Source organism: Arthrobacter sp. KBS0703, from assembly GCF_002008315.2.
Classification (GTDB): domain Bacteria; phylum Actinomycetota; class Actinomycetes; order Actinomycetales; family Micrococcaceae; genus Arthrobacter.
The window spans coordinates 2521397-2544886 of the sequence record NZ_MVDG02000001.1; the positions used below are offsets into that span (position 1 = coordinate 2521397).

Sequence of the window (23490 nt, forward strand, 5' to 3'; positions counted from 1 at the left end):
ATCCTATCGAGTTACCGGGCAGGAACGGCCGGCCGGATCGGGTCAACCGGTCAGAGGAAGATGTCAGGGACGAGGCTGTCCTCGTCCGCGCCCAGGCTGTAGGGCCGGAAGTCGGTTACTCCGGCCGCGGACAGCACCTGTTCATCCGTGTAGAAGTTTCCGCTGGGGCTGCCCGTCCCCTCCGCGAGGTTGCTGCCGGTGAGCACGGCGTGCGCCGCGTCCGCCATGATTTCCGGACCGCGGGCCGCACGGACTATCGCGTCCCCTCCGGGCATGTTCCTGATGGCTGCGGTGTCAATCAGGGTGCAGGGCCAGAGCGAGTTGACCCTGACGCCGTCGGCCTTGAGTTCCTCCGCCAGGCCCAGCGTGGTCAGGCTCATGCCGTACTTGGCCATCGTGTAGGCCAGGTGCTTGCCTGCCCATTTGGGATCAAGGTTCAGCGGCGGCGAGAGCGTGAGGATGTGCCCGCCGTCCGACTTCCGAAGTGCGGGCAGGGCCAGCTTGGATAGCAGGAAGGTGCCGCGGACGTTGATGTCCTGCATGAGGTCGTACCGCTTCATGTCCACGGCGTCCGTGGTGGACAAATCGATTGCTGATGCGTTGTTGATGACGACGTCGATCCCGCCGAAATGCTCAACGGCGGCCGTCACGGCGTGCGCCACGTCCTCGTCATTGCGGACGTCCCCCACGAGCGGCAGGGCCTTGCCGCCGGCGGCCTCCAGCGCTTCGGCGGCGCTGAACACTGTGCCCTGGAGTTTGGCGTGGGGCTGCCCCGTCTTGGCGAGCAGCACCACATTGGCGCCGTCGCGGGCGGCGCGCAGGGCGATGGCGAGGCCGATCCCGCGGCTGCCGCCGGACATCAGGATAGTGCGGCCCTGCAGGGAACCGGCGGCACGGTAGGGCGTGGCCGGGGCGTGGAAAGCATCGTCGCTTGAAGTCATAGGGACACTCTAGCCGCTTAATGTTACTGGCGAGTAACATTGGTCATCTCGCCGACGCCGCGGACGAAAATTGTAGGATCCCTACAGCGGTGCGGGGAATAAGCGTCATTAGACTAGCCATCGGGGCCTTGGATTTGTGCGGAAGCTACTTAAGCCTGCACCCAGCGCCCCGCGTTACGCTGCTACAGCACCGATCAGCTACAGAGCCGGAGACATTCATGAGCCACGATCTGACCACGACGGCGGGAAAGATTGCCGATTTCCGCGACCGCCAGGCCAGTGCAGAGCAGCCCTCCGGCCCGGAAGCCGTCGAGAAGCAGCATGCCCGCGGCAAGAACACGGCCCGCGAGCGCATCGACCTCCTCGTGGACGAAGGATCCTTCGTGGAGTTCGACGCCCTGGCGGTGCACCGCTCCACGGCCTTTGGCATGGAGAGGAAGAAGCCGCTCGGCGACGGCGTGGTGTCCGGCTACGGCACGGTGGACGGCCGGCTCGTGGCGCTCTACAGCCAGGACTTCAGCGTTTACGGAGGTTCGCTGAGCCAGGTCAACGGTGAAAAGATCGTCAAGGTCCAGGAATTCGCGCTGCGCAACGGCTGCCCCGTGGTGGGCATCAACGACGGCGGCGGCGCCCGCATCCAGGAAGGCGTGGCCTCGCTGGCGATGTTTGCGGACATCTTCCGCAACAACGTGCACGCATCCGGCGTCGTCCCCCAGATATCGCTGATCATGGGCCCGTGCGCCGGCGGCGCCGCCTACTCCCCCGCCCTGACCGACTACGTGGTGATGGTGGACAAGACCTCGCACATGTTCATCACCGGCCCGGACGTCATCAAGACCGTCACGGGCGAGGACGTGGACATGGAAACCCTCGGCGGCGCCCGCCAGCACAACGCGACCACCGGCACGTCCACGTACCTGGCGTCGGATGAAGCCGATGCCATCGAATTCGTGCGGGAACTCCTCGATTTCCTGCCCTCCAACAACCTTTCCGAAGCCCCGGTCCTGGAGCACCAGCAGGAACTCGAGGTCGACGACGACGACCTCGCCCTGGACACACTGATCCCCGACTCCGCCAACCAGCCGTACGACATGCGCAAGGTCATCGAGCAGATCGTCGACGATGCCCATTTCCTGGAGATGCAGTCGCTGTACGCCCCCAACGTGATGATCGGCTACGGCCGGGTCGAGGGCCACACCGTGGGCATCGTGGCCAACCAGCCCATGCAGTTCGCCGGCACCCTGGACATCTCGGCCTCCGAGAAGGCCGCCCGGTTCGTGCGGCACTGCGACGCCTTCAACGTTCCCATCATCACGCTGGTGGATGTTCCCGGCTTCCTGCCGGGCAAGGACCAGGAATTCCAGGGCATCATCCGCCGCGGCGCCAAGCTCCTGTACGCCTACGCGGAAGCCACCGTGCCCAAGCTGACCGTGATCACACGGAAGGCCTACGGGGGCGCCTACATCGTCATGGGCTCCAAGAAGCTCGGGGCCGACCTGAACCTCGCCTGGCCCACCGCGCAGATCGGTGTCATGGGTGCGCAGGGTGCCGTCAACATCCTTTACCGCCGCGACCTTGCTGCCGTGGCCGAAGCCGGCGGCGACGTCGAGGCCAAGCGCGCCGAGGTCATCCGCCAGTACGAGGAGGAGCTGCTGAACCCCTACCAGGCCGCGCAGCTTGGCTACGTTGACGCCGTCATCGCCCCCTCGGACACCCGGGTCCAGATCATCAAGGGACTCCGGGCGCTCCGTGACAAGCGCGCCAGCCTCCCCACCAAGAAGCACGGAAACATCCCGCTGTGAGCCCGAAAGATCCGCCGGCCGACGCCCCGCTGGTTGAGCCTGGCGAAACCAAAGAGCCTGCCGAAGCCCCGCTCTTCTCCGTGACCAAGGGAGAACCGACGCCCGAGGAGCTGGCGGCGCTGACCGCCGTCGTCCTTTCCCTGGGGTCGGCCGAAGAGGCTGGCCTCGAGAAGCCCAGCGTCCGGCACTGGGTCCGGCGGCAGCAGCTTCGGCTCGGCCCGACGCCCGGTCCCGGCGCGTGGAAGCGCAGCGGCGGCTGAATATGCGGCTGGGGCCCTCGGGATCCGGAAAAGTTCAGTAAGTCTTTCATAACTGGGCTGGCGCCGTTAGTCTCGTGGGGTGACTAGTGAAACCTCAGCCCCCGCGCGCCCCAAGACCGCCATCGATGCCGTCGCCGACGCGTATACGGACACGCTCATCCGGCTCAACCCGAGCTTCGCCACCATCTTGGGCGTGCCGGGCCACGACACCGAATTCCAGGACTTCTCCCCCGCCGGGATCGCGGAATTCGCCGCGGCGGCCCGCGAAACCCTCGACGAGCTCGCTGGCCTGGCTCCTGCCGACGACGTCGACGCCGTCACGCTTGATGCCATGCGCGAGCGGCTCGGGCTCCAGCTGGAAATCCACGCAACGGGCTGGGACGCCGCCGAGCTGAACAACATCGAATCCCCGGCGCAGAACATCCGCTCCATCTTTGACCTCATGCCGACCGACACCCTGGAGCACTGGGAGCACATCGCCGGCCGCGCCCACAACGTTCCCGGCGCGCTCAGCGGCTACATCGAGTCCCTCCGCGCGGCCAAGGCGGCCGGCCGGGTCTCCGCCTCGCGCCAGGTGGGCATCGTGATTGAGCAGACCACCAGGTACGCCGCCGAGGACGGCTTCTTCGCGAAGCTGGCGGCAGGTGCCACGTCCTCCGACGGCCCGCTGCCGGAGGACCTGCGGAAAAACCTCGACGACGGCGCTGCCGCCGCCCGGGCAGCGTACGCGGCGTTTGCCCAATTCCTCCGCGAGGAACTGCTGCCGGTTGCGCCGGACAAGGACGCCGTGGGGCGCGAACGGTACGCGCTCGCATCGCGGTCGTTCCTCGGAGCCACCGTGGACCTGGAGGAAACCTACGCGTGGGGCGTGGGCGAACTCGACCGGATCATCGCCGCGCAGGAAGCCGTGGCCGGCGAGATCCGGCCCGGAGCCAGCGTTGCGGAGGCGAAGGAAATCCTGAACAACGATCCCTCGCGCCAGCTCAAGGGCACCGACGCCCTCACGGCGTGGATGCAGGGGCTCTCAGACCGCGCCGTGGCGGAGCTGGCCGGCGTCCATTTTGAGATCCCCGAGGTCATGAAAACGCTCGAGTGCCGGATCGCCCCCACGGACGACGGCGGCATCTACTACACCGGCCCTTCGGACGACTTCACCAGGCCGGGCCGGATGTGGTGGTCCGTTCCCGCCGGCGAGGACACGTTCACCACCTGGGCCGAGACCACTACGGTGTTCCACGAGGGCGTGCCCGGCCACCACCTGCAGATCGCCACTGCCGTCTACCGGCGCGAGCTCCTCAACAACTGGCGCCGGAACGTCTGCTGGACGTCCGGCCACGGCGAAGGCTGGGCGCTGTACGCCGAGAAGCTCATGGAGGAACTCGGCTACCTCAAGGACCCCGGCGACCACATGGGGATGCTCGACATGCAGCGGATGCGGGCGGCCCGGGTGGTGTTCGACATCGGCGTCCACCTTGAGCTGGAGATGCCGCAACGCTGGGGGTCGGGCGCGTGGACGCCGGACAAGGGGCTCGGCTTCCTCAAGGCCAACCTGGACATCAGCGAAGGGCAGCTGCAGTTCGAATTCGTCCGCTACCTGGGCTGGCCGGGCCAGGCTCCGTCCTACAAGGTGGGCCAGCGGCTCTGGGAGCAGATCCGCGCCGAAGTCGAGGCCCGCCCCGGCTTCGACCTGAAGGCCTTCCACACCAAGGCGCTGAACATCGGTTCCGTAGGTCTCGACACGCTCAAGCGCGCGATGCTGGGCTAAACCTCCTCGCCGAGAGATCTTTGCCACAGGCAGGGCGGGAATAACTTCACAAAAGCTTGCTCTGGCGCTGATTTTCCGGGCATCTGGGCCATGCCGGGCAGCAAGGTGCGCGTAATATTTCTCAATGGCGGCTGGAAGCTGTATTTTGTGCGGCCTAGGTTGTTCGGGTGAGCAATCAAACCAGCACTTCTTCCCCGGCCGGACAGACCGGCTTCCAGCTGCCCCGGTGGGCAGGCTCCTTCGGCTTCCAGATCATCGCCGCCCTGATCGTCGGGCTCGGGCTTGGCCTCCTGGCCAAGTACACCGGCAGCACCAAGACCAGCCCCAACGGGCTCGGCGCCACGCTGCAGACCATCGGCTCGAGCTACGTCTCGCTGCTGCAGACCGCCGTCGTGCCGCTGATCTTCACCGCCGTGGTCAGCTCGATCTCCAACCTCCGCGAGGTTTCCAACGCGGCCAGGCTGGCCTGGAACACCCTGCTGTGGTTTGCCATCACCGCGCTGGTTTCCGTGGTGATCGGGATCGGCCTCGGCGTGCTGCTGCAGCCCGGCGCCAACACCGGCATTTCCGGCGAGGCAAAGGAATACTCGGGCAAGTCGGGTGACTGGTGGGCGTTCCTGACCGGCCTCTTCCCCAAGAACTTCCTGGGCCTCGGCGCAACCACCACGGTTGCCGATTCCGGCGCCGTGACCACGGCTGTCAGCTTTAACGTTCTGCAGATCCTGGTGATCGCGATCGCCGTCGGCATCGCCGCCCTCAAGGTGGGCAAGCAGGCCGAACCGTTCCTGGCACTCAACGCTTCGGCGCTGGCCGTCATCCAGAAGGTGCTGTGGTGGATCATCCGCATCGCTCCCCTCGGCACGGTGGGCCTGATCGGAAATGCGGTCGCCGTGTACGGCTGGGACACCATCGGCTCGCTGGGCAAGTTCACCGTTGCGATCTACATCGGCCTCGCCCTGGTGATCTTCGGCGTGTACCCCGTACTGGTGCGGTCCCACGGGCTCTCCGTGAAGCAGTACTTCTCCGGCGTGTGGCCGGCCGTGCAGCTCGCATTTGTGTCCCGCTCTTCCATCGGAACGCTGCCGCTGACCCAGCGCGTGACGGAACGGAACCTCGGCGTTCCCCGCGGTTACGCCTCCTTTGCCGTTCCGCTGGGCGCCACCACCAAAATGGACGGCTGCGCCGCGATCTACCCCGCGATCGCCGCCATCTTCGTGGCCCAGTTCTTCGGCATCCAGCTGGACTTCAGCCAGTACCTGCTCATCGCCCTCGTGTCAGTCCTCGGATCCGCCGCGACGGCCGGAACCACGGGCGCCGTCGTCATGCTGACGCTGACGCTGTCCACGCTGGGACTGCCGCTGGCCGGCGTCGGACTCCTGCTGGCGATCGACCCCATCCTGGACATGGGCCGCACGGCGGTCAACGTGGCAGGCCAGGCGCTGATCCCCACCATCGTGGCCAAACGCCAGGGCATCCTGGACGAGGCACTCTACAACGCCCCTCGCAACGGTGACCCGTTCACGGACGATGCCCCGGCTCCTGCCTCCGCGGCCTCCGCGGCCGAAGCCTCGGAAGCAGCACGTTCCGAAGCTGCGGCGGAAGGCCGTGAGCTGGCCGGTTCCAAGCCCTAGCCTCGGACCGCCGCCAGCAGGACTGTTCCCCGGCTATTCGCCGGGGAACAGTCCGTTAAGCCCAAATCGTCGGCAGGGCGGGTAGGGTACGGCCATGGATATCATTCTGGTTCCCGGGTTCTGGCTGGATGCGTCGTCGTGGTCGGAGGTCACGCCGCCACTGGTAGCGGCCGGACATCGGGTTCATCCGCTCACGCTGCCCGGGCTGGAGTCCGCGGATGCACCGCGTGCGGGCATCGGGCTGCGCAGCCACATTGACGCAGTCGTGGCGGCGGTCGACGCCATCGACGGCCAGGTGCTTCTGGTCGGCCATTCCGGCGGAGGCGCCATCATCCACGGCGCCGTCGACGCGCGCCCGGACCGCGTTGCCCGCGCTGTGTATGTGGACAGCGGCCCGCTCGGCGAAGGCGGAGTGATCAACGACGAACTTCCGGCTGAGGGGGACGACGTGCCGCTGCCGCCGTGGGAGGGCTTCGAGGACGCCGACCTGACGGATCTCGATGCCGGGCTGCGGGCCGCGTTCCGCGCACGGGCCATCCCGCAGCCGCGCGGCGTGGCCCAGGATCAGCAGCACCTGCACGATGTCCGCCGTTACGACGTCCCGGCCACGGTCATCGCGTGCGAGTTTCCGTCCTCCCTGCTCACGGAATGGATCGAAGCCAGCCATCCGTACGTGGCGGAACTGGCGCGCATCAACGACGTCGAATTCGTGGACCTGCCCACCGGGCACTGGCCCCAGTTCACCAAGCCCGCCGAACTCGGCGCGGCCATCCTCGCCGCGGTGGACCGCACGGCCTGAACCAAACCGGCGAGGCTTCAGCGACAAAATCAGCAAACTCCCGGCGTGCCAGCTAGCGCCCGCCGCCGCCGATCACGCCTTTTTCGACCGCCTTGGCCACGGCGTCCGCCTCAGCCTGCGTCAGAGTGCCGTCCTTAACTGCCTGATCGAGCCGCGGCTTCAGCTCCGCCGCCCGGTTCTTTAGCGCCTCCGTGCGCAGTTCTTCCAGGGCGGTCTTCACCTTGGCCTCGTCAATTCCGAGGGACTTTGCCAGGGACGCCGCAAGGGCCGCCTCCCGCGCCGCCCGGTCCGGCCGCTGTCCTTCCGTTCGGGGCGTCGCGGGCCTACACATCTAGATGTGTATAAGAGACAGCCGGTTGGCCTCGCGGAACGCCCTCAGCGCGTCCGTCACTTTGGCTTCGTCGACGCCCAGCTTGGCCGCGAGCGCGGCGGCCTGGGCGCCGCGCTCACCGTGGCCGTGCCCATGCCTGCCGCCATCCGGCCAATGACCGTCCGGAGCCGGATTGCCGGAAGTGCTGCTGGCACTGGGCGTGGGAGTCGGAGTGGCAGTTGTTGCCGCCGCCATCCCCGTAACGCCGAATCCCGCACCGAGCGCCACGGCCGCCGCACCGAGTCCGAGAGCCAGCTTCTTTGCACGCTTCATGATATTTCTCCTGGATCTGCCGTACAGTGACGGCGCCGTCCTCGCTGGCCGTACCGGCCATGGGACCAGTGTGCACTGCGGACATAAACCGGGGCCTATGAGGGGGCTGTGAACTGCATGTGAATCCGGCGGCGAACCTGTGAGCCGGCCCTCTCCGTAAATTCTTGCGCAGAGTGCAAACATGCACGTAGTGTAATTGCGTGCCAACTTCCACTTCTTCAGGGGCCATGCCCTCCGCCGCTCCGCCGTCCCGGCGTGAACTCAACAAAGCCGCAACCCGGCAGGCCATCTCGGACTCCACGCTGGAACTCCTGCGCAGCGAAGGGCCCGGCAATTTCACGGTGGAGGACATCGCCGAATCGGCAGGCATTTCGCGCCGCACCTTCTTCAACTACTTCAGCAGCACCGAGGCCGCCATCGCGTCGGTCACTCACGGCTTCCTGGACAGCGCCCTGGAGCAGTTCCGGCTCCGCCCGGCGGACGAACCCATCCTGGAGTCTGCGCGTGCCGCCCTGGTTGAGCTGGCCGACCCCATGACGGTCGCACCGATGGCCGAGCTCTTCAGCCTGACCCAGGCCAGTCCCCTGCTGGCCCGCTCCGAGCTCGAGGCCTGGGACCACTGTACGGAGCAGATCATCGCCGCCGCCCGCGAGCGCGCCGCCAACAGCCCTGCCGCGGAGATGGACGAGCTTTACCTCCGCGCCCTGGCCGGCTCCGTCATCTCCTGCGGCAAAGCCGCGATGGAAGTGTGGTTCAGCCGCTGCGGCACCGACCTCTCCGCGGAATCGCTGTCCATCCTCCGGCAACTGCTGATCGATTCGATGGGCCTGCTGGGATCCGGCTTCGCCGCCCCGCCGCTGGAACGCCCTGCCCTGACGGGCCAGGATTCCCCGCTGTCCCCGCCCCAGGCATCCATCTCCCCCGTCCCGCCCTCCTCAGAACGGTCCTGACATGGCACTTCTTTTGTACCGCCTCGGCAAGTTTTCCTACCGCCACCGCTGGCTCGTCATCTCGCTCTGGCTAGTGGCCCTTGCGGCCGTCGGCGGTTCCGCAGCCGCGTTTCACGGAACCATGTCCAACAACTTCCAGATCCCTGGCACAGAGACCCAGCAGATGGCGGACAAGCTCAAGAAGGAACTGCCCTCGGCGTCGGGCGGCTCCGCCGGGATCGTATTCGAAGCCAATGACGCCCGGTTCACCCAGGCGGGCAAGGACGCTGTGTCCGCCGCGCTGACAAAGCTCTCCAGCCTCCCGGACGTCCGGGGAACGGTGGACCCGTTCGCCACGCAGGCGCAGCTGGACAAGGCCGCCGCGGACGTCGCGGGCGGCGAACAGAAGGCAGCCGTGGGCAAGGTCCAGTTGGACAAGGCCGCCGCCGAACTCGCCGCCGGCAAGGCCCAGCTGGAGGCCGCCGAACAGCAAATGACCGCTGCAGGACTTCCGGCGGAAGCCATCGAAGCGCAGCTCGGTCAGCAGAAGGCCGCCCTCGCCGCGGGGCAGGAAAAGATTGACGCCGGCACCAAGGAACTCGAGGCGGCCAATGAAAAGCTCGCCCTCGGCAAGCGCCAGCTGGAGGCCTCCCGTGGCATGCGCTTCGTCTCCGAGGACGGCAAGGCCGCGATCGCCCAGGTCCAGTTCAAGACGTCCATCAACGGACTGAAACCCGAGGTCCGCCAGCAAGTCCAGGACATCGCCAAGGAAGTCTCCCCCGCCGGGGTAGCTGCCCTGCCCAGCAAGGAAATCAGCGAGGACGTCTCCGAGATCTTCGGCATTGCCGAGATTACCGGCATCGCCGTCGCGGCCCTCGTCCTGATCCTCATGCTCGGCACCTTGGTCGCCGCCGGCCTGCCCCTCCTCATGGCGCTGCTGGGCGTGGCCGCCGGCGTGGGCGGCACGTTTGCTTTGAGCGGGGTTGTCGACATGAGCTCCATCTCTCCGATGCTGGCGCTCATGCTCGGCCTCGCCGTCGGCATCGACTACTGCCTGTTCATCGTCAACCGCCACCGCAGCCAGCTGCTGGCCGGCATGGACGGCGAGGAGTCCGTGGCCCTTGCCACCGGGACCTCCGGCAATGCCGTGCTCTTTGCCGGTCTGACGGTCATCATCGCCCTCGCGGCCCTCGTCGTTCCGGGCCTGCCGTTCCTGGCGGTGATGGGCCTGTCCGCCGCCGCAACGGTGGCCGTTGCCGTCGTCGTCGCCCTGACCCTGACCCCTGCGGTGCTCTCGCTGATCGGCAGGAGGCTGATTTCGAAGCGGGCGTGGGCCAGGGCTGAACAGCACAATGCCGAGCCCGGGCACGAGGCCGCGGACCGCGCCAAGGACGAGCACCGCAGCAGCCACGGCTGGGGCGGACTCGTCACCAAACACCCCGTGATGGCCACGCTGGCCGGCGTCCTGCTGCTCGGCATTGTCGCCTTGCCGGCGAGCCAGTTGAGGCTGGCTTTGCCGGACGGCGGTTCTGAGCCCGTCGATTCCCAGGCCTTCAAGGCCTATGACGTGACCAGCCGCAGCTTCGGCGAAGGCGCAACCGGCCCGATCGTCGTCGTCGGCGACCTCCCCGGGGGGCTCAGCGCAGCGGAGGCACAGGCAAAGCAGCTCGACGTCGCGGACATCCTCCGCAGCACGGAGAACGTCACGGCCGCCATCCCCGTAGCCCTGAGCGAGGACCGCCGCACCGCCGTGTTCCAGGTCATCCCCAGGGAGGGACCGGCCAGCGCCAGCACCGTTGAGGTCGTCTCCCGGCTCCGCGCCGAGAAAGCCGCGATTCAGGACTCCACCGGTGTAAGCATCGGACTCACCGGCCAGACCGCCGGCAACATCGACGTCTCCACCAAGCTCGGCGACGCCCTGCCGCCTTACCTGGGGATCGTGGTGGGACTCTCGCTGATCGTGCTGTTGCTGGTGTTCCGCTCCATTGTGGTGCCGCTACTGGCCACGGGCGGTTTCCTGCTCTCGCTGGCTGCCGCCTTCGGCGCTGTTGTGGCGGTGTACCAGTGGGGATGGCTGGGGGCGATCTTCGGCGTCGACAACCCGGGTGCCGTGCTCAGCTTCCTGCCTATCATCCTGATCGGTGTGCTGTTCGGCCTGGCCATGGACTACCAGGTGTTCATCGCCTCGGGCATGCGCGAATCCTTCATGCATGGCGAATCGGCACGGCACGCGGTCCGCTCGGGCTTCAGCCACGCCGCTGCCGTGGTGACCGCGGCCGCGATCATCATGGTCAGCGTGTTCTCCGGCTTCATCTTCTCCCACCTGAACATGGTCCGGCCGCTCGGCTTCGCGATGGCCTTCGGCGTGCTGGTGGACGCGTTCGTGGTGCGCATGACGATCGTCCCGGCCGTGATGTACCTGCTCGGCGACAAGGCCTGGTGGCTGCCCCGCTGGCTGGACCGCATCCTGCCCGACGTGGATGTGGAAGGCGCGCGCCTCCGCAAACCAAGCACGACGGCGGCGGCCGCCTCTGTACCCGAACCCGCCGAAGCTCCGGCCGGCTGATCCCGTCTGCCGCTGCTGCTGGTAGCCGCAGCGGTTGCCGGCTGCAGCGCCCCGGATTGATGGAAAGCCGCCCGCTGATCCTTTTGGATCGGCGGGCGGCTTTCTTCCCGCAGTCCCTAGTCGGTTCCTGGCGCCGCTCACATTCGAAACGTGTAACACCCGAGGCGATGGAGGCGACGGTGAAGGCCCGACCGCCTGGACCGGCGCCGACTGCCGCGCAGTTTAGATGTACCCGGCGGACGATCTGGAAGATCAGCTTCGAGGCGAACATCGTCGTCAAACTCAGCGCCGGCTAAATCGACTCAGGACCCAGTCACTCCGTCAACCAAACGCTGAAAATGAACCTGAGCAATCCGATGGAAAACGAAATTATCCGGAAGTTCACTCATGTGCCGTGCCCACTCGTCCTGGACGAACGAGGCTTTCAGACGGCCGTCCACAGCAAACCTCTCTTCCACCGCGTCAACGAAGTCGTGCAAATGTTCCGAGAAGTTGAGGAAGCAACTGTCGACTTTCGCGGTGGTTACGACTGCGTCATCCAGAAACTTAGGGTGCACGGCACAGTTGGCGATCGCCGCAAGTTCATAAGCGATCTCACGACCGCCAGGCCGTTTGCCGAACCATTTCATGAAGCTCCTGCGCCTTTCTTTGATGCCATCCAGGCTTTGATGCCATTCAGCCTGCCATGAACAGCCTCGCGATCCTGTTTCCACATACGAGGCCGACTAGTGGACCATTTCTAAGGCCAACGCCACTGGGCAGGTGGAATCAGCATCTGCGTTGTCGGCTCAGGCCGCGAGCGCACCGTCTCGTGGCGCCGCCTCGCGTCGCCGGGCACGTTTGCGAACCTTCGCGTACCGCCGGAGTTCGCGTCTGTGCCGGCTCACTTCCACGCCGGGAGCATCACCCTGCGTCCCCGGTAGCGGCGGTGCTGTGGAGCGGTAGCTGTGGCCGGTCGGCGTACAGACTTCGAGAGTGTGCCTGAGCCGGCCGGCGTCGCCGGAACCAAGAGGCTTCACTGTCCAGCAAGGCGCTTCTTTGGTGTGGTTGCAGGCTTCGCAGAGCCCGGCACCGTTTCCTTGGGTGGTGGTCCCGCCGCGATGCCAGGGAACGATGTGGTCCAGATGGCGGATGGGCGCGTCGCAATAAGGTGTGCGGCAGGTGTGGTCGCGGGCATCGATGAAGCGGCGCAGCCCCGCGGGGAACAGCCTGGCCCGGGAATCCATAGCAACCAGGTCTCCGGCACCCGGGGCCGTGTACAGCCGTCGCAGCCAGGCCTCAACGTCGTCCGAACCAGCGGCCCCGCCCTCCACTGCGGCGGCTTTCCTGACGGCACTCCTTGCCCATTCCGCCGGGACCACACCGTAACCGGGCAGCCGGGCCGGTTCGGAGTCGCCCTGGAACAGGGTGCGGTCTGTCATGATGAGCTGGATCTCGATCCCCGTGATCCCGCCTTGTGTGCCCGTGATCCTTTCAACCAGGCCGTCGGCCATGATCTGCCCCCGGGAACGTTCATCCCCTTCGGAGCGGAGGGAGTCCGCGTGGCGGCTGAGCGCTGCGTGCACGGCCACACCGGCCGAGACGGGCAACAGGGCGGTCAGGTAGCACATGGTGTCCGGAGCGGGACGGAGACTGACATGCCGTTCGGTGGCGGCGTGGGCTGCGCGCTGAGTGACGGAGCGCGGGTCGCGGCGATAGGCGGCGGTGCGGGCTGCGGCCACCAGTGCCCGGTCTCCGAAACCGGTCAGTGTTCCTGCGTCGGGCGCGAGTTCCTCATCGACAGCACACCGGTCCGCGGAGGACAGGCACGCCGTTTCGCGCACCAGCAGCGTGGTCCGCCACTCGTTCAGCTGCCCCGCCTCCAAGGCAGCGAGCGTGTGCGGCATCTCCATCACCAAGGCCTTGGCCAGGCCCAACAACCGGTTCCCCTTGGCCGGGGATTCGCGACGCGCGAGGGCTATCTGTGCTCCAATGCCTGCCCCGAGCTGGTCAGCGGGGATCCCGGCCGCAGCCCGCTCCCGGCGCTGCAGCTGGTCAAATGCTACCGACAGGCGGGCCTGACGAGCAGCCAACGCAGACTTCCTGTCTTCCAGTGTCCGGATCTCATCAATCAGGCGGGCACCGTCCTGCTCGGCCGTGCCTCCGCTCAGGGCTGAGCCTGCACCGTCGGTTGCCGGACCCTGACCGCAGCTGCAGGCGCAACCGCACCCCGCTGCGGCCGGAGCCGGGTCGGACCCCCAATTACCGTCCATGGCTCAAGTGTCCCGGTGGGCTCTGACATTAAGCGCGATCACCCTAATGAGGGCCCGCCGAAGCCGGTCGGGCAAAGTCACTTCCCGAAGCGCGCGGATGCCGATCGTGAGCAAGCCACGGAGGTCGTAATCAAAGCGTCCGGCCATTGTTGGCCCCTTCCGGTCCCTGATTCCGTCGATGATGCAAGTGTCCCTGTGGGCTGTGACATTTAAGGACGGGCGGTGGCAGAGGACCGGATCGGCTTCCGGGATTAGGCTGGAGCGGTGACCCGCCTCATTCTTGCCTCCCAGTCCCCCGCCCGCACCAAACTGCTCAGCAACGCCGGCATCGCCCACGAGGTCCTCGTTTCCGATGTGGACGAGGACGCCGTCCAGGCCCGCTACGGCGTGACAGACCCGCACGACACCGCCCTCCTGCTGGCCCGCGCGAAGGCCGAGGCCGTGGCCTCCCTGCCCGAGGCCGACGGCGCCCTGGTGATCGGCTGCGATTCGGTCTTCGAGTTCGACGGCGAGGCCCACGGCAAGCCGTACACCGCCGAGGTGGCCAAGGAACGGATGCTCCGGATGAGCGGCAGCATCGGCGTCCTGCACACCGGCCACTGGCTCGTGGACTGCCGGGACACAGACAACTCCTACGACGACGACGGCGGCCGCGCCGGTTCCGGCGCGACCCTCGGCTCCGTGTCCTCCGCCGAAGTCCACTTCATGGACATGAGCGAAGCCGAGATCGATACGTACATCGCCACCGGGGAGCCGCTCCAGTGCGCCGGATCCTTCACGATCGACGGCTACGGCGGGGCCTTCATCCGCAAGGTCGACGGCGACCCCCACACCGTCGTCGGGCTCTCCATCTCCACCCTGCGCGGACTGCTGGGCCAGGCGAACGTCGGCGTCACTGAACTCTGGACCGGCGGCGCCGTCGATCCCGCCGAGGTGCGGGCCGAATGAGCCAGATGGCGGCTTCTTGTAGCAAACCTACAAAGCAGAGGCTTCCTACGCGCGGATTCCGCCAGTAATATCGGCGGAATCCTCAAAATCAAGCTAGGCTCCCTGAAGGAAAGAAGGAGACGCCTTGTCAGTAAAGCCGGAGCAGTCCGCAGGTCCAGTGCACGCAAATCTCACCAAAGTCCTGATCGCGAACCGCGGTGAGATCGCAGTCCGCATCATTCGCGCAGCCCGCGACGAAGGCATCGCCTCCGTTGCCGTCTACGCCGATCCCGACCGCGACGCCCTGCACGTCCGGCTGGCCGACGAGGCGTACTCCTTGGGCGGCAACACCGCCGCCGAGTCGTATCTCGTGATGGACAAACTGATCGAGGCGGCCCGCCAGTCCGGCGCCGACGCCATCCACCCCGGTTACGGCTTCCTGGCCGAGAACGCCCAGTTTGCCGCGAAGGTCATCGACGCCGGCATCACGTGGATCGGCCCGTCCCCGGAGGCAATCACCGCCCTCGGCGACAAGGTCCAGGCCCGCCACATCGCCGAGAAGGTGGGCGCACCGCAGGTTCCCGGCACCGCGGACCCGGTGGAGTCCGCCGAAGAGATCCTCGAATTCGTGGACAAGTTCGGCCTGCCCGTGGCCATTAAGGCTGCCTTTGGCGGCGGCGGACGCGGCATCAAGGTGGCGCGCACCCGCGAGGAAATTCCGGAACTCTACGACTCCGCCGTCCGCGAGGCCGTCGCTGCCTTCGGCCGCGGCGAATGCTTCATCGAGCGCTTCCTGGATTCCCCCCGCCACGTCGAAACCCAGTGCCTCGCGGACGCCTACGGCAACGTCGTCGTGGTCTCCACCCGCGACTGCTCCCTGCAGCGCCGGAACCAGAAACTCGTCGAGGAGGCGCCGGCGCCCTTCCTCACCGAGGAGCAGAACCGCCGCCTCTACGAATCTTCCAAGGCCATCCTCAAGGAGGCCGGGTACCTCGGCGCCGGAACGTGCGAGTTCCTGGTGGGCCAGGACGGCACCATCTCCTTCCTTGAGGTCAACACCCGTCTCCAGGTGGAGCACTGCGTGTCCGAGGAGGTCACCGGAATCGACCTCGTCCGCGAGCAGTTCCGGCTGGCCCGCGGCGAGGAACTGGGCTATGGCGATCCCGAGGTCCGCGGCCATTCGATCGAATTCCGCATCACGGGCGAGGATCCGGGCCGGAACTTCATGCCCGCCCCGGGCACCATCACCACGCTGAAGAACCCCACGGGGCCCGGCATCCGGATCGATTCGGGCGTGGAGCAGGGCGACATCATCAGCGGAAACTTCGATTCCATGCTGTCCAAGCTGATCGTCACCGGCGCCAGCCGCCCCCAGGCCCTGCAGCGCTCCCGCCGCGCCCTCGAGGAGATGGTGGTGGAAGGCATCCCCACCGTCATCCCGTTCGACCTGGCCGTGGTCAGCGACCCCGCCTTCGCCCCCGCCGAGGGGCCCTTCAGCATCCACACACGCTGGATCGAGACCGAGTTCGTCAACGACCTTCCGGCATGGACGCCCGACGGCGGCACTCCCGACGCCGAGGAAGCCGGGGAACGCCGCACCGTGGTGGTCGAAGTGGGCGGCAAGCGCCTTGAAGTGGCACTCCCGGCCTCCCTCGGATTCAGCGGCGCGGCCTCCAGCGCCGGTGCGAAGCCGGCCAAGTCCAAGAAGCGCAGCCGCTCGGGCGGCGCCACCGCGGCGGCAGGCGGAAATTCGCTGACCTCCCCCATGCAGGGAACCATCGTGAAGGTGGCCGTGGCCGAGGGCGACGTCGTCGCTGAAGGCGATCTCGTCGTCGTGCTTGAAGCGATGAAGATGGAGCAGCCGCTGACCGCACACCGTGCCGGCACCGTGACCGGCCTGACGGCCGCAGCCGGCCAGACGGTGGCCGCGGGCGCCGTCATCGCCACGATCGAGGACTGACCGATCGAGGACTGAGAACGCATGCAAATGCCCGGTGTGTGATCACACCGGGCATTTGTATGTGCCGGACCAGCGGTCCGGAAGGGCCTACGTATCAGGCCACGTTGTTTTCGTAGTCCAAGTCGCGGGTTTCCTTGCTCAGGAACAGCGCGACAAGGGTCAGCACCGACATGACGGTGAGGTAGACGCCGACCAGCACGGGGCTGCCCTTCGCTATCTCCCAGAGCCAGACGGCGATGAACGGTGCCACCGCTGCGCCCAGGATGCTGGAGACGTTGTAGCTGACGGCCGAGCCGGTGTACCGGACGTTCGTCGGGAACAGCTCCGGCAGCAACGCGCCCATCGGTCCGAACGTCAGGCCCATCAGCGAGAAGCCGATGATCAGCAGCGCCATGGTGCCGACGAACCCGCCGCTGAACAGCGGGACGAACAGCAGGCCGAACACGAAGATCCCGGCCGTCACGGCGATCAGCATCTTGCGGCGGCCCCACTTCTCGGCCAGGGGGCCGGAGACGAGGGTGAAGATGCCGAAGAACACGACGCCGGCGATCAGCATCCAGAGGAAGTCGTTACGGCTGTAGCCCAGTCCGGGAACGAACGCCGCGGCAGCGGCCTCGGTCATCGGCTTGCCGGCCTTCTCCGCGGCCGCCTTGGCGGCGTCCAGTGTGGCGGGGCGGGTGCCGTAGGTCAGCGTGAACGTGGTCATCAGGTAGAAGAGCACGTAGGTGGCCAGCATGATGAACGTGCCCAGGATCAGCGGACGCCAGCTGGTCTTGAAGACCCGGGCGAGCGGCAGCTTGGCCACCTCGTTGGATTCGAGCACCTTGGTGAACGCAGGCGTCTCGATCAGCTTGAGGCGGACATAGAGGCCGATGATGACCATCACGGCGCTCAGCAGGAACGGCACGCGCCAGCCCCACGCCACGAAGTCCTCCGGGGTCAGGGCGTAGCTGAACACCAGGAAGATGACGTTGGCGATGATGAAACCGATGGGCGCACCCAGCTGCGGGAAGGTGCCGTAGACGGCGCGCTTGTTCGCCGGGGCGTTCTCGGTGGCCAGCAGGGCTGCACCGCTCCATTCGCCGCCGAGGGCAAGGCCCTGGGCGAACCGCATGACCACCAGCAGCGCTGGGGCCCAGAATTCCCAGCCCGGAACGAGGGCCGTGGGCAGGCAGCCGATGAGGAAGGTGGCAATACCCATGGTCAGCAGTGACGCCACCAGGGTGCCCTTGCGCCCGAACTTGTCACCGAAGTGGCCAAAGACGATCGAGCCAAGCGGGCGGGCGATGAAAGCGACGCCAAAGACTGCGAAGGAACTCAGCAGCTGGGTGGTTTCGTTCTGGCCGGGGAAGAACAGCCGTGGAAAAACGAGTACCGCGGCCGTGGCGTAGACGTAGAAGTCGTAGAACTCGACTGTGGTGCCGATCAGGCTGGCGACGATCACGCGCCCGCGCGAGTTCACTTGCTTGGCTGACCCCGGCTGCGGTGTTGTGGCAGTGGATGACATGTAGTAACGCTTTCGTGAGAACCGGGCCGGCGTCTCCAAAAAGGCTGCCCGGCAGAGGGATACAGAGACTTCAATACTACTTAGCAAAGTCCACTCAATGGACAAAAGGTCCGGAATGCGGACATTTTCTGCCGTCTCAAAATGAGCGCCTTCAAACAGCCTAACGCCGCCGGAAGCGCGCTGATAGGCAAATGTCACAGCACGTTAACAAACGGCGACCGTCCGCGAAATGCGGCTTCCCTACCTTAGAAGGACAACATCCCCCAAGGAGGTACACCGTGACTGCTGACCGCCCCGCAGAAACCGGCACCGGCAATTCCCTCGATCTTGCCGCCGAGCCGAGGTACGGAAGCGCCTCCGCTTCCGCAACCGCCACCGACGCACCCGCCCTTGAGGTCCGTCCGGGCCGCTGGATCGCCAACTGGGACGCTGAGAACAAGCACCAGTGGGAAACTCAGGGCCGCGCCATTGCGCGCCGCAACCTCAACTGGTCCATCTTCGCCGAATTCCTCGGCTTCGTCGTCTGGCAGCTCTGGTCCATCGTCGTGGTCCAGCTCCCCGCCGCAGGCTTCACCTTCAGCACCTCGGAAATTTTCTGGCTCATCTCCATGCCGAGCCTCGTCGGCGCCACGCTCCGGATCCCCTACACGTTCATGGTCCCCCGCTTCGGCGGCCGGAACTGGACCATAGTTTCCGCCATGCTCCTCCTGATTCCTTCGGTCGGACTGGCCCTGTGCGTCTCGAACCCTGCGACCCCGTTCGGCGTCATGCTGCTCGTGGCAGCCCTGGCCGGCTTCGGCGGCGGCAACTTCGCCAGTTCGATGGCCAACATCACCTTCTTCTACCCTGCCCGCGAAAAGGGCTGGGCGCTGGGGCTGAACGCGGCCGGCGGCAACATGGGTGCCGCCGTCGCACAGCTCGCCGTTCCGATCGCCATCACGCTCCTGGCCGCCGGCACCGTCAACCTGCCCGTAGCCGGCCTCATGTGGGTACCGCTGATCCTCCTCGCCGCCTTCGGCGCCTGGAAGTACATGGACAACCTCACCAGCGCCAAGGGTGACGTGGCCGGATCGCTGGCCGCGCTCAAGGAACCGCACCTGTGGATCATGGCCCTGCTGTACATCGGCACGTTCGGCTCCTTCATCGGCTTCGCCGGCGTCTTCCCCAAGCTCATCAAGGACTACTTCCCCGCCTTCTCCTCCATCGGAGTCGGCACGGTGGCCCTTTCGCTGGCCTTCCTCGGCCCGCTGGTGGGCTCGCTGGCCCGCCCCTACGGCGGACGCATGGCTGACCGCCTTGGCGGGGCCCGGATGACCGTCTCAGCCTTCGCCGCCATGGCCGTGATCACGCTGACCATGATCTGGACCCTGCCGCTGAAGAACTTCTGGCTCTTTCTGGTCCTCTTCCTCATGCTCTTCACGGCCAGCGGCTTCGGAAACGGTGCCACGTACCGCATGATCCCGGTGATCTTCGCCATCTCCAGCAAGGCCGCCCGCTCGGGTGCCAGCTCGGTGACAACCCAGCGCCTTGCTTCCTCGGCCCTCGGCCTGATCTCGGCCATCGGCGCCTACGGCGGGTTCGTGATCCCGCAGGTGCTGAACGCTTCCAACACGGCCAGCGGCTCCTACACCCCGGCGTTCTACGGCTTCGTCGGAGCCTACGTCGTAATGCTGGCGGTCTGCTGGTTCTTCTACATCCGCAACGCCAACCGAAATGCGATGGGACACGTCTAACATGACCAAAAGCGCCGACACGCACTGCCCTTACTGCGCCTTGCAGTGCGCCATGACGCTCAAGTCCCCAGCGGCTCTGACCCCGGCTGTCCAGCCGGGGTCAGACCCCGTGCCGGCCGCGCCGGCCCTGGAGGTCAGCGGCCGCGACTTTCCCACGAACCGCGGCGGCCTCTGCCGCAAGGGGTGGACCTCGGCCACGCTCCTGCAGCACCCCGACCGCGTCACCGAGCCCCTGCTGAAAGGGCCCGACGGCGTCCACCGCCCCATCACCTGGGACGAGGCGCTGGCCCGCATCACCACCGCGGTCAAGGACACCCGTTCCAAGTACGGTGCCGACGCCGTCGGCGTTTTCGGCGGTGGCGGCCTCACCAACGAGAAGGCCTACCAGCTGGGAAAGTTCGCCCGCCTCGCGCTGGGCACCTCCCGCATCGACTACAACGGCCGGTTCTGCATGTCATCGGCCGCCGCCGCCGGAATGCGGGCCTTCGGCCTGGACCGCGGCCTGCCGTTCCCCCTCGAAGCACTGGACGGCGCCAGCACCATCATGATGCTCGGCTCCAACGTCGCCGAAACGATGCCGCCCTTCGTCCAGCACCTGCAGGGCGTCCGTGAAGCCGGCGGCCTGATTGTGGTGGACCCGCGCCGTTCGGCCACGGCTGCCTTCACGTCCGACGGCGGCGGCCTCCACCTCCAGCCCATGCCGGGCACCGACCTCACGCTCCTGCTCGGCCTGTCGCACGTGGTCATTCACGAAGGGCTCGTCGACGCCGGCTACGTCCAGGAGCGCACCTCCGGCTACGACGCCCTGGTCCGCAGCGTCAACGCCTTCTGGCCCGAACGGGTCCAGTCCCTCACCGGCGTTCCTGCCGACCTCATCCGTGAGACTGCCCGCAGGCTGGCGGACGGCGCACGCAAGGGCGGCAGCTACATCCTCACCGGCCGCGGCGTCGAACAGCACGTCGACGGGACCGACACCGCCACGGCCGCCATCAACCTCAGCCTCCTGCTCGGCCTGCCCGGCTCCGCCCGCAGCGGCTACGGCACACTCACCGGCCAGGGCAACGGCCAGGGCGGGCGCGAACACGGCCAGAAGGCCGACCAGCTGCCGGGGTACCGCAAGATCACCGATCCCGCCGCGCGCGCCCACATGGCCAAGGTCTGGGACGTGCCCGAGTCGCTGATCCCCGGCCCCGGCCTGCCGGCCGTCCAGATGCTCAAGTCGCTGGGAGAGCCCGACGGCGTGCGCTGCCTCTTCGTGCACGCCTCCAATATCGCCGTGGCGTCCCCCGACGCGAACGCCGTCATCAAAGGACTCCGCAGCCTGGATTTCCTCGTGGTCTGCGACTTCTTCATGTCCGAAACCGCCGCCGAGGCCCACCTCGTCCTGCCGGTCCTCCAGTGGGCCGAGGAAGAGGGCACCCTGACCAACCTCGAAGGCCGCGTCCTGCGCCGCCGCAAGGCCATCCAGCCGCCCGCCGGGGCCCGCAGCGAGCTGTGGATCATGGCCCGGCTGGCCGAAGCACTCGAGGCGCCGTCCACGTACAGCGATGACCCCGAGACGGTCTTCGAGGAGCTTCGCTTGGCGTCCGCCGGCGGCGCGGCGGACTACTCCGGCATCGATTACGCCATGCTGGACCGCGGCGAAGCCGCGTACTGGCCGTACCCCGCGGGCAGCACCGGCACGCCACGGATGTTCCTGGACGGGTTTGCGCACGCCGACGGAAGGGCAGTCATGACCGCGGTGACGCCCCGCCGTCGTCGTACCCCCATGGCGAACCCTGACCCGGCCGCGAAGCCGATGACCCTCATCACCGGACGCCTGCTGGAGCATTACCAGTCCGGCGCCCAGACGCGGCGCGTCTCCGAACTGCTGGCGTCCCAGCCGGAAGCCAGGCTGCAGATCCACCCCGCAGCCGCGGCCGCCATGGGCATCACGGACGGCGCACGGGTATCGGTGGCGAACGAGCGCGGCGAGGTAGTGTGCCGGGCGGAGCTCAGCACGGCCATCCGCCAGGAGACCGTGTTCCTGCCCTTCCATTTCCCGGAGCTGGAAAGCGCGAACCGGCTGACCGAAGCCGCCACCGACCCCATCTCGGGAATGCCCGAATTCAAGTTCAACAAAGTATGGATCCGGCTGGCCGCGAACGTACCAAGCAACAGTGTTCTTCAGACCTCGGAGGCCTCATGAGCGAGCAGATTGTAATTGTCGGATTCGGTCCGGTGGCGGCGCGGCTGGTCGACGAACTGCTGCCGGCGGTTCGCGGCGGGCAAGTGCGGCTGACGGTCATCGGCCAGGAAACCGACGCCGCCTATAACCGTGTGCTGGTCGCCGATCTGGGCGTCGGGCGCACCACCGCCGAGGCACTGGCCCTCGCTGACGCCGCCGCCCTCACGGCGGAAGGCGTTGACGTCCGGCTGGGCGTCAAGGTCAAGCGCGTGGACCGGGCACGGCAAAACGTCATTCTCACCGACGGCACCTCGGCCCACTACGACCGGCTGGTCTTCGCCACCGGCTCCCGCCCCGTCATCCCCAACCTGACCGGGATCAACCCGGACCCCGCCGCGCCCGTCCTGCCAGCCGGCGTCACCGCGCTGCGCGACCTCCGCGACGCCGAGGTCCTCCGCAAGGCCGTGGCCGGCCGCAAGCGCGTGGTGGTGCTCGGCGGCGGCGTGCTCGGGCTGGAAACCGCCCTGGCCGCCGCCGAGGAAGGCGCCACCGTCACCGTGGTGCACAACGGACCCCACCCGCTGGGCCGCAACATCGACCGCGGCGGCGGCGCGGTGCTTGCCGCCAGCCTGCGCAACTGCGGCGTGCGCGTCGCCGGCAACGCGCGTTCCACCGGCGTGGAACACAACGCTCCCGACGGCGGGTTCTCGGCCCTGCTGCTCGACGACGGATCGGCGATCGATGGCGACCTCCTGGTCCTCTCGTGCGGCGTCCGGCCGCGAACCGAACTGGCCGAAGGCTGCGGGCTTTCCACGGCGACGGGCATCCTGGTGGATCACCGGCTGCGCGCGCACCACGAACCGCACATCTTCGCCATTGGCGACTGCGCCGAAGTCCGGTGCCCGGAACCGGACTGCGTTGAGTGCCGCACCGCCCGGGGACCGTCCGGACTCGTCGGACCGGGCTGGCGTCAGGCCGAATGGCTCGCCGAGTACCTGCTGCTGCTCAACGAGGGATCGCAGGAGGACGCCGATTCGCTGCCCGCACTCCCCCAGGAGAAGCCCGGCGTGATTGTGCTCAAGGCCCGCGGCATGAACATGGCCGTGGCCGGGGACAACGCGGCGGAGCCTTGGGACGAGGAAGTCCTGACCGCCGGAGCAGTCAACGGCCGGCCCCGGCTCCAGATCGCCCAGTGGGCCGATCCCGAACACGGCCGCTACGTGAAGATGACCACCCGCGGCGGCGTGCTCGAGGGCCTGGTCAGCGTGGGAATGCCCCGCACCGCCGGAGAGCTGGTGCAGCTCTTTGAACGAGGCGCGGAACTGCCCGCCGACCGCTCCCTGCTCCTGCGTCTGGACGGACCGGACCAGCTGGCGCCGTCCGCTGCCTCCAACGATCCGGAAAGCACCGTGTGCCGGTGTGCCGGCGTCAGCGGCGGCAAGATCACGGAGGCCGTGACAGGCGGCTGCTCCACGGTGGCCGAGGTCTCCTCAGCAACCCGCGCCGGCACCGGCTGCGGCGGCTGCCACGAGGACATCAAGGGGCTCATCGAAAAACACTTCCAGGCGGCAGCCGCCTAAAACCTGACGCGGCCGCGATTGAGCCCGT

At 67.2% G+C, this 23490-nt stretch carries 16 protein-coding genes and 1 pseudogene; 13 read left to right on the plus strand and 4 right to left on the minus strand.

Annotation, left to right across the window (positions count from 1 at the left end; all coding sequences use genetic code 11):
* Window positions 1-50 precede the first annotated feature (50 nt).
* A complete protein-coding gene (locus B1A87_RS11865) occupies window positions 51-941 on the minus strand; it encodes an NAD(P)-dependent oxidoreductase (RefSeq protein ID WP_078030043.1) in 891 nt (296 codons plus the stop codon).
* 218 nt (window positions 942-1159) lie between these two features.
* Between B1A87_RS11865 and B1A87_RS11870 the strand changes: the two genes are divergently transcribed.
* From B1A87_RS11870 to B1A87_RS11890, 5 genes are all read left to right on the plus strand, one after another.
* Window positions 1160-2743, plus strand: coding sequence for an acyl-CoA carboxylase subunit beta (locus B1A87_RS11870; RefSeq protein WP_078030044.1), 1584 nt, complete (start codon window positions 1160-1162; stop codon window positions 2741-2743).
* Complete coding sequence (locus B1A87_RS11875; RefSeq protein ID WP_347032462.1) at window positions 2740-3003, plus strand: acyl-CoA carboxylase subunit epsilon; 264 nt, start codon at window positions 2740-2742, stop codon at window positions 3001-3003. The genes B1A87_RS11870 and B1A87_RS11875 overlap by 4 nt, the downstream gene beginning before the upstream one ends.
* A 79-nt stretch (window positions 3004-3082) precedes the next feature.
* Window positions 3083-4768: a DUF885 domain-containing protein gene (locus tag B1A87_RS11880; protein ID WP_078030045.1), complete on the plus strand. Its 1686-nt coding sequence runs from the start codon at window positions 3083-3085 to the stop codon at window positions 4766-4768.
* Between the two features lie 167 nt (window positions 4769-4935).
* Window positions 4936-6399: a dicarboxylate/amino acid:cation symporter gene (locus tag B1A87_RS11885; RefSeq protein WP_078030046.1), complete on the plus strand. Its 1464-nt coding sequence runs from the start codon at window positions 4936-4938 to the stop codon at window positions 6397-6399.
* Between the two features lie 94 nt (window positions 6400-6493).
* Complete coding sequence (locus B1A87_RS11890) at window positions 6494-7198, plus strand: alpha/beta fold hydrolase (protein WP_078030047.1); 705 nt, start codon at window positions 6494-6496, stop codon at window positions 7196-7198.
* Window positions 7199-7250: 52 nt separating this feature from the next.
* On the opposite strand, the pseudogene B1A87_RS11895 reads toward B1A87_RS11890, so the two are convergent.
* Window positions 7251-7841: pseudogene (locus B1A87_RS11895) on the minus strand (hypothetical protein).
* A gap of 227 nt (window positions 7842-8068) precedes the next feature.
* On the opposite strand from B1A87_RS11895, the gene B1A87_RS11900 reads away from it, so the two are divergent.
* The 3 genes from B1A87_RS11900 to B1A87_RS22995 all read left to right on the plus strand — a co-directional run bounded on the left by B1A87_RS11900 (window position 8069) and on the right by B1A87_RS22995 (window position 12025).
* Complete coding sequence (locus B1A87_RS11900) at window positions 8069-8791, plus strand: TetR/AcrR family transcriptional regulator (RefSeq protein WP_078030049.1); 723 nt, start codon at window positions 8069-8071, stop codon at window positions 8789-8791.
* A gap of 1 nt (window position 8792) precedes the next feature.
* The gene (locus B1A87_RS11905) at window positions 8793-11336 is read left to right on the plus strand and encodes an MMPL family transporter (protein ID WP_078030050.1); all 2544 of its coding nucleotides are present in this window, start codon (window positions 8793-8795) and stop codon (window positions 11334-11336) included.
* Window positions 11337-11674: 338 nt separating this feature from the next.
* Complete coding sequence (locus B1A87_RS22995; RefSeq protein ID WP_185982307.1) at window positions 11675-12025, plus strand: hypothetical protein; 351 nt, start codon at window positions 11675-11677, stop codon at window positions 12023-12025.
* A 99-nt stretch (window positions 12026-12124) separates the two neighbouring features.
* Here B1A87_RS22995 and B1A87_RS11915 read toward each other — a convergent pair whose 3' ends face one another.
* Window positions 12125-13588, minus strand: a complete 1464-nt coding sequence (locus B1A87_RS11915) for an HNH endonuclease signature motif containing protein (RefSeq protein ID WP_078030052.1) — start codon at window positions 13586-13588, stop codon at window positions 12125-12127.
* 264 nt (window positions 13589-13852) lie between these two features.
* On the opposite strand from B1A87_RS11915, the gene B1A87_RS11920 reads away from it, so the two are divergent.
* Together B1A87_RS11920 and B1A87_RS11925 are read left to right on the plus strand one after the other, a co-directional pair.
* The gene (locus B1A87_RS11920) at window positions 13853-14536 is read left to right on the plus strand and encodes a nucleoside triphosphate pyrophosphatase (protein WP_078030053.1); all 684 of its coding nucleotides are present in this window, start codon (window positions 13853-13855) and stop codon (window positions 14534-14536) included.
* Between the two features lie 124 nt (window positions 14537-14660).
* Window positions 14661-16475, plus strand: a complete 1815-nt coding sequence (locus B1A87_RS11925; protein ID WP_078030054.1) for a biotin carboxylase N-terminal domain-containing protein — start codon at window positions 14661-14663, stop codon at window positions 16473-16475.
* Window positions 16476-16569: 94 nt separating this feature from the next.
* On the opposite strand, the gene B1A87_RS11930 is transcribed toward B1A87_RS11925, so the two are convergent.
* Complete coding sequence (locus tag B1A87_RS11930) at window positions 16570-17982, minus strand: MFS transporter (RefSeq protein ID WP_078030055.1); 1413 nt, start codon at window positions 17980-17982, stop codon at window positions 16570-16572.
* Window positions 17983-18260: 278 nt separating this feature from the next.
* Between B1A87_RS11930 and B1A87_RS11935 the strand changes: the two genes are divergently transcribed.
* From B1A87_RS11935 to B1A87_RS11945, 3 genes are read left to right on the plus strand one after another with little or no spacing between them, the layout of a single operon-like run.
* The gene (locus B1A87_RS11935) at window positions 18261-19715 is read left to right on the plus strand and encodes an MFS transporter (RefSeq protein WP_078030056.1); all 1455 of its coding nucleotides are present in this window, start codon (window positions 18261-18263) and stop codon (window positions 19713-19715) included.
* A 1-nt stretch (window position 19716) separates the two neighbouring features.
* Complete coding sequence (locus tag B1A87_RS11940; protein ID WP_078030057.1) at window positions 19717-21903, plus strand: molybdopterin oxidoreductase family protein; 2187 nt, start codon at window positions 19717-19719, stop codon at window positions 21901-21903.
* Window positions 21900-23462, plus strand: a complete 1563-nt coding sequence (locus B1A87_RS11945) for an FAD-dependent oxidoreductase (RefSeq protein WP_078030058.1) — start codon at window positions 21900-21902, stop codon at window positions 23460-23462. The genes B1A87_RS11940 and B1A87_RS11945 overlap by 4 nt, the downstream gene beginning before the upstream one ends.
* Window positions 23463-23490 lie beyond the last annotated feature (28 nt).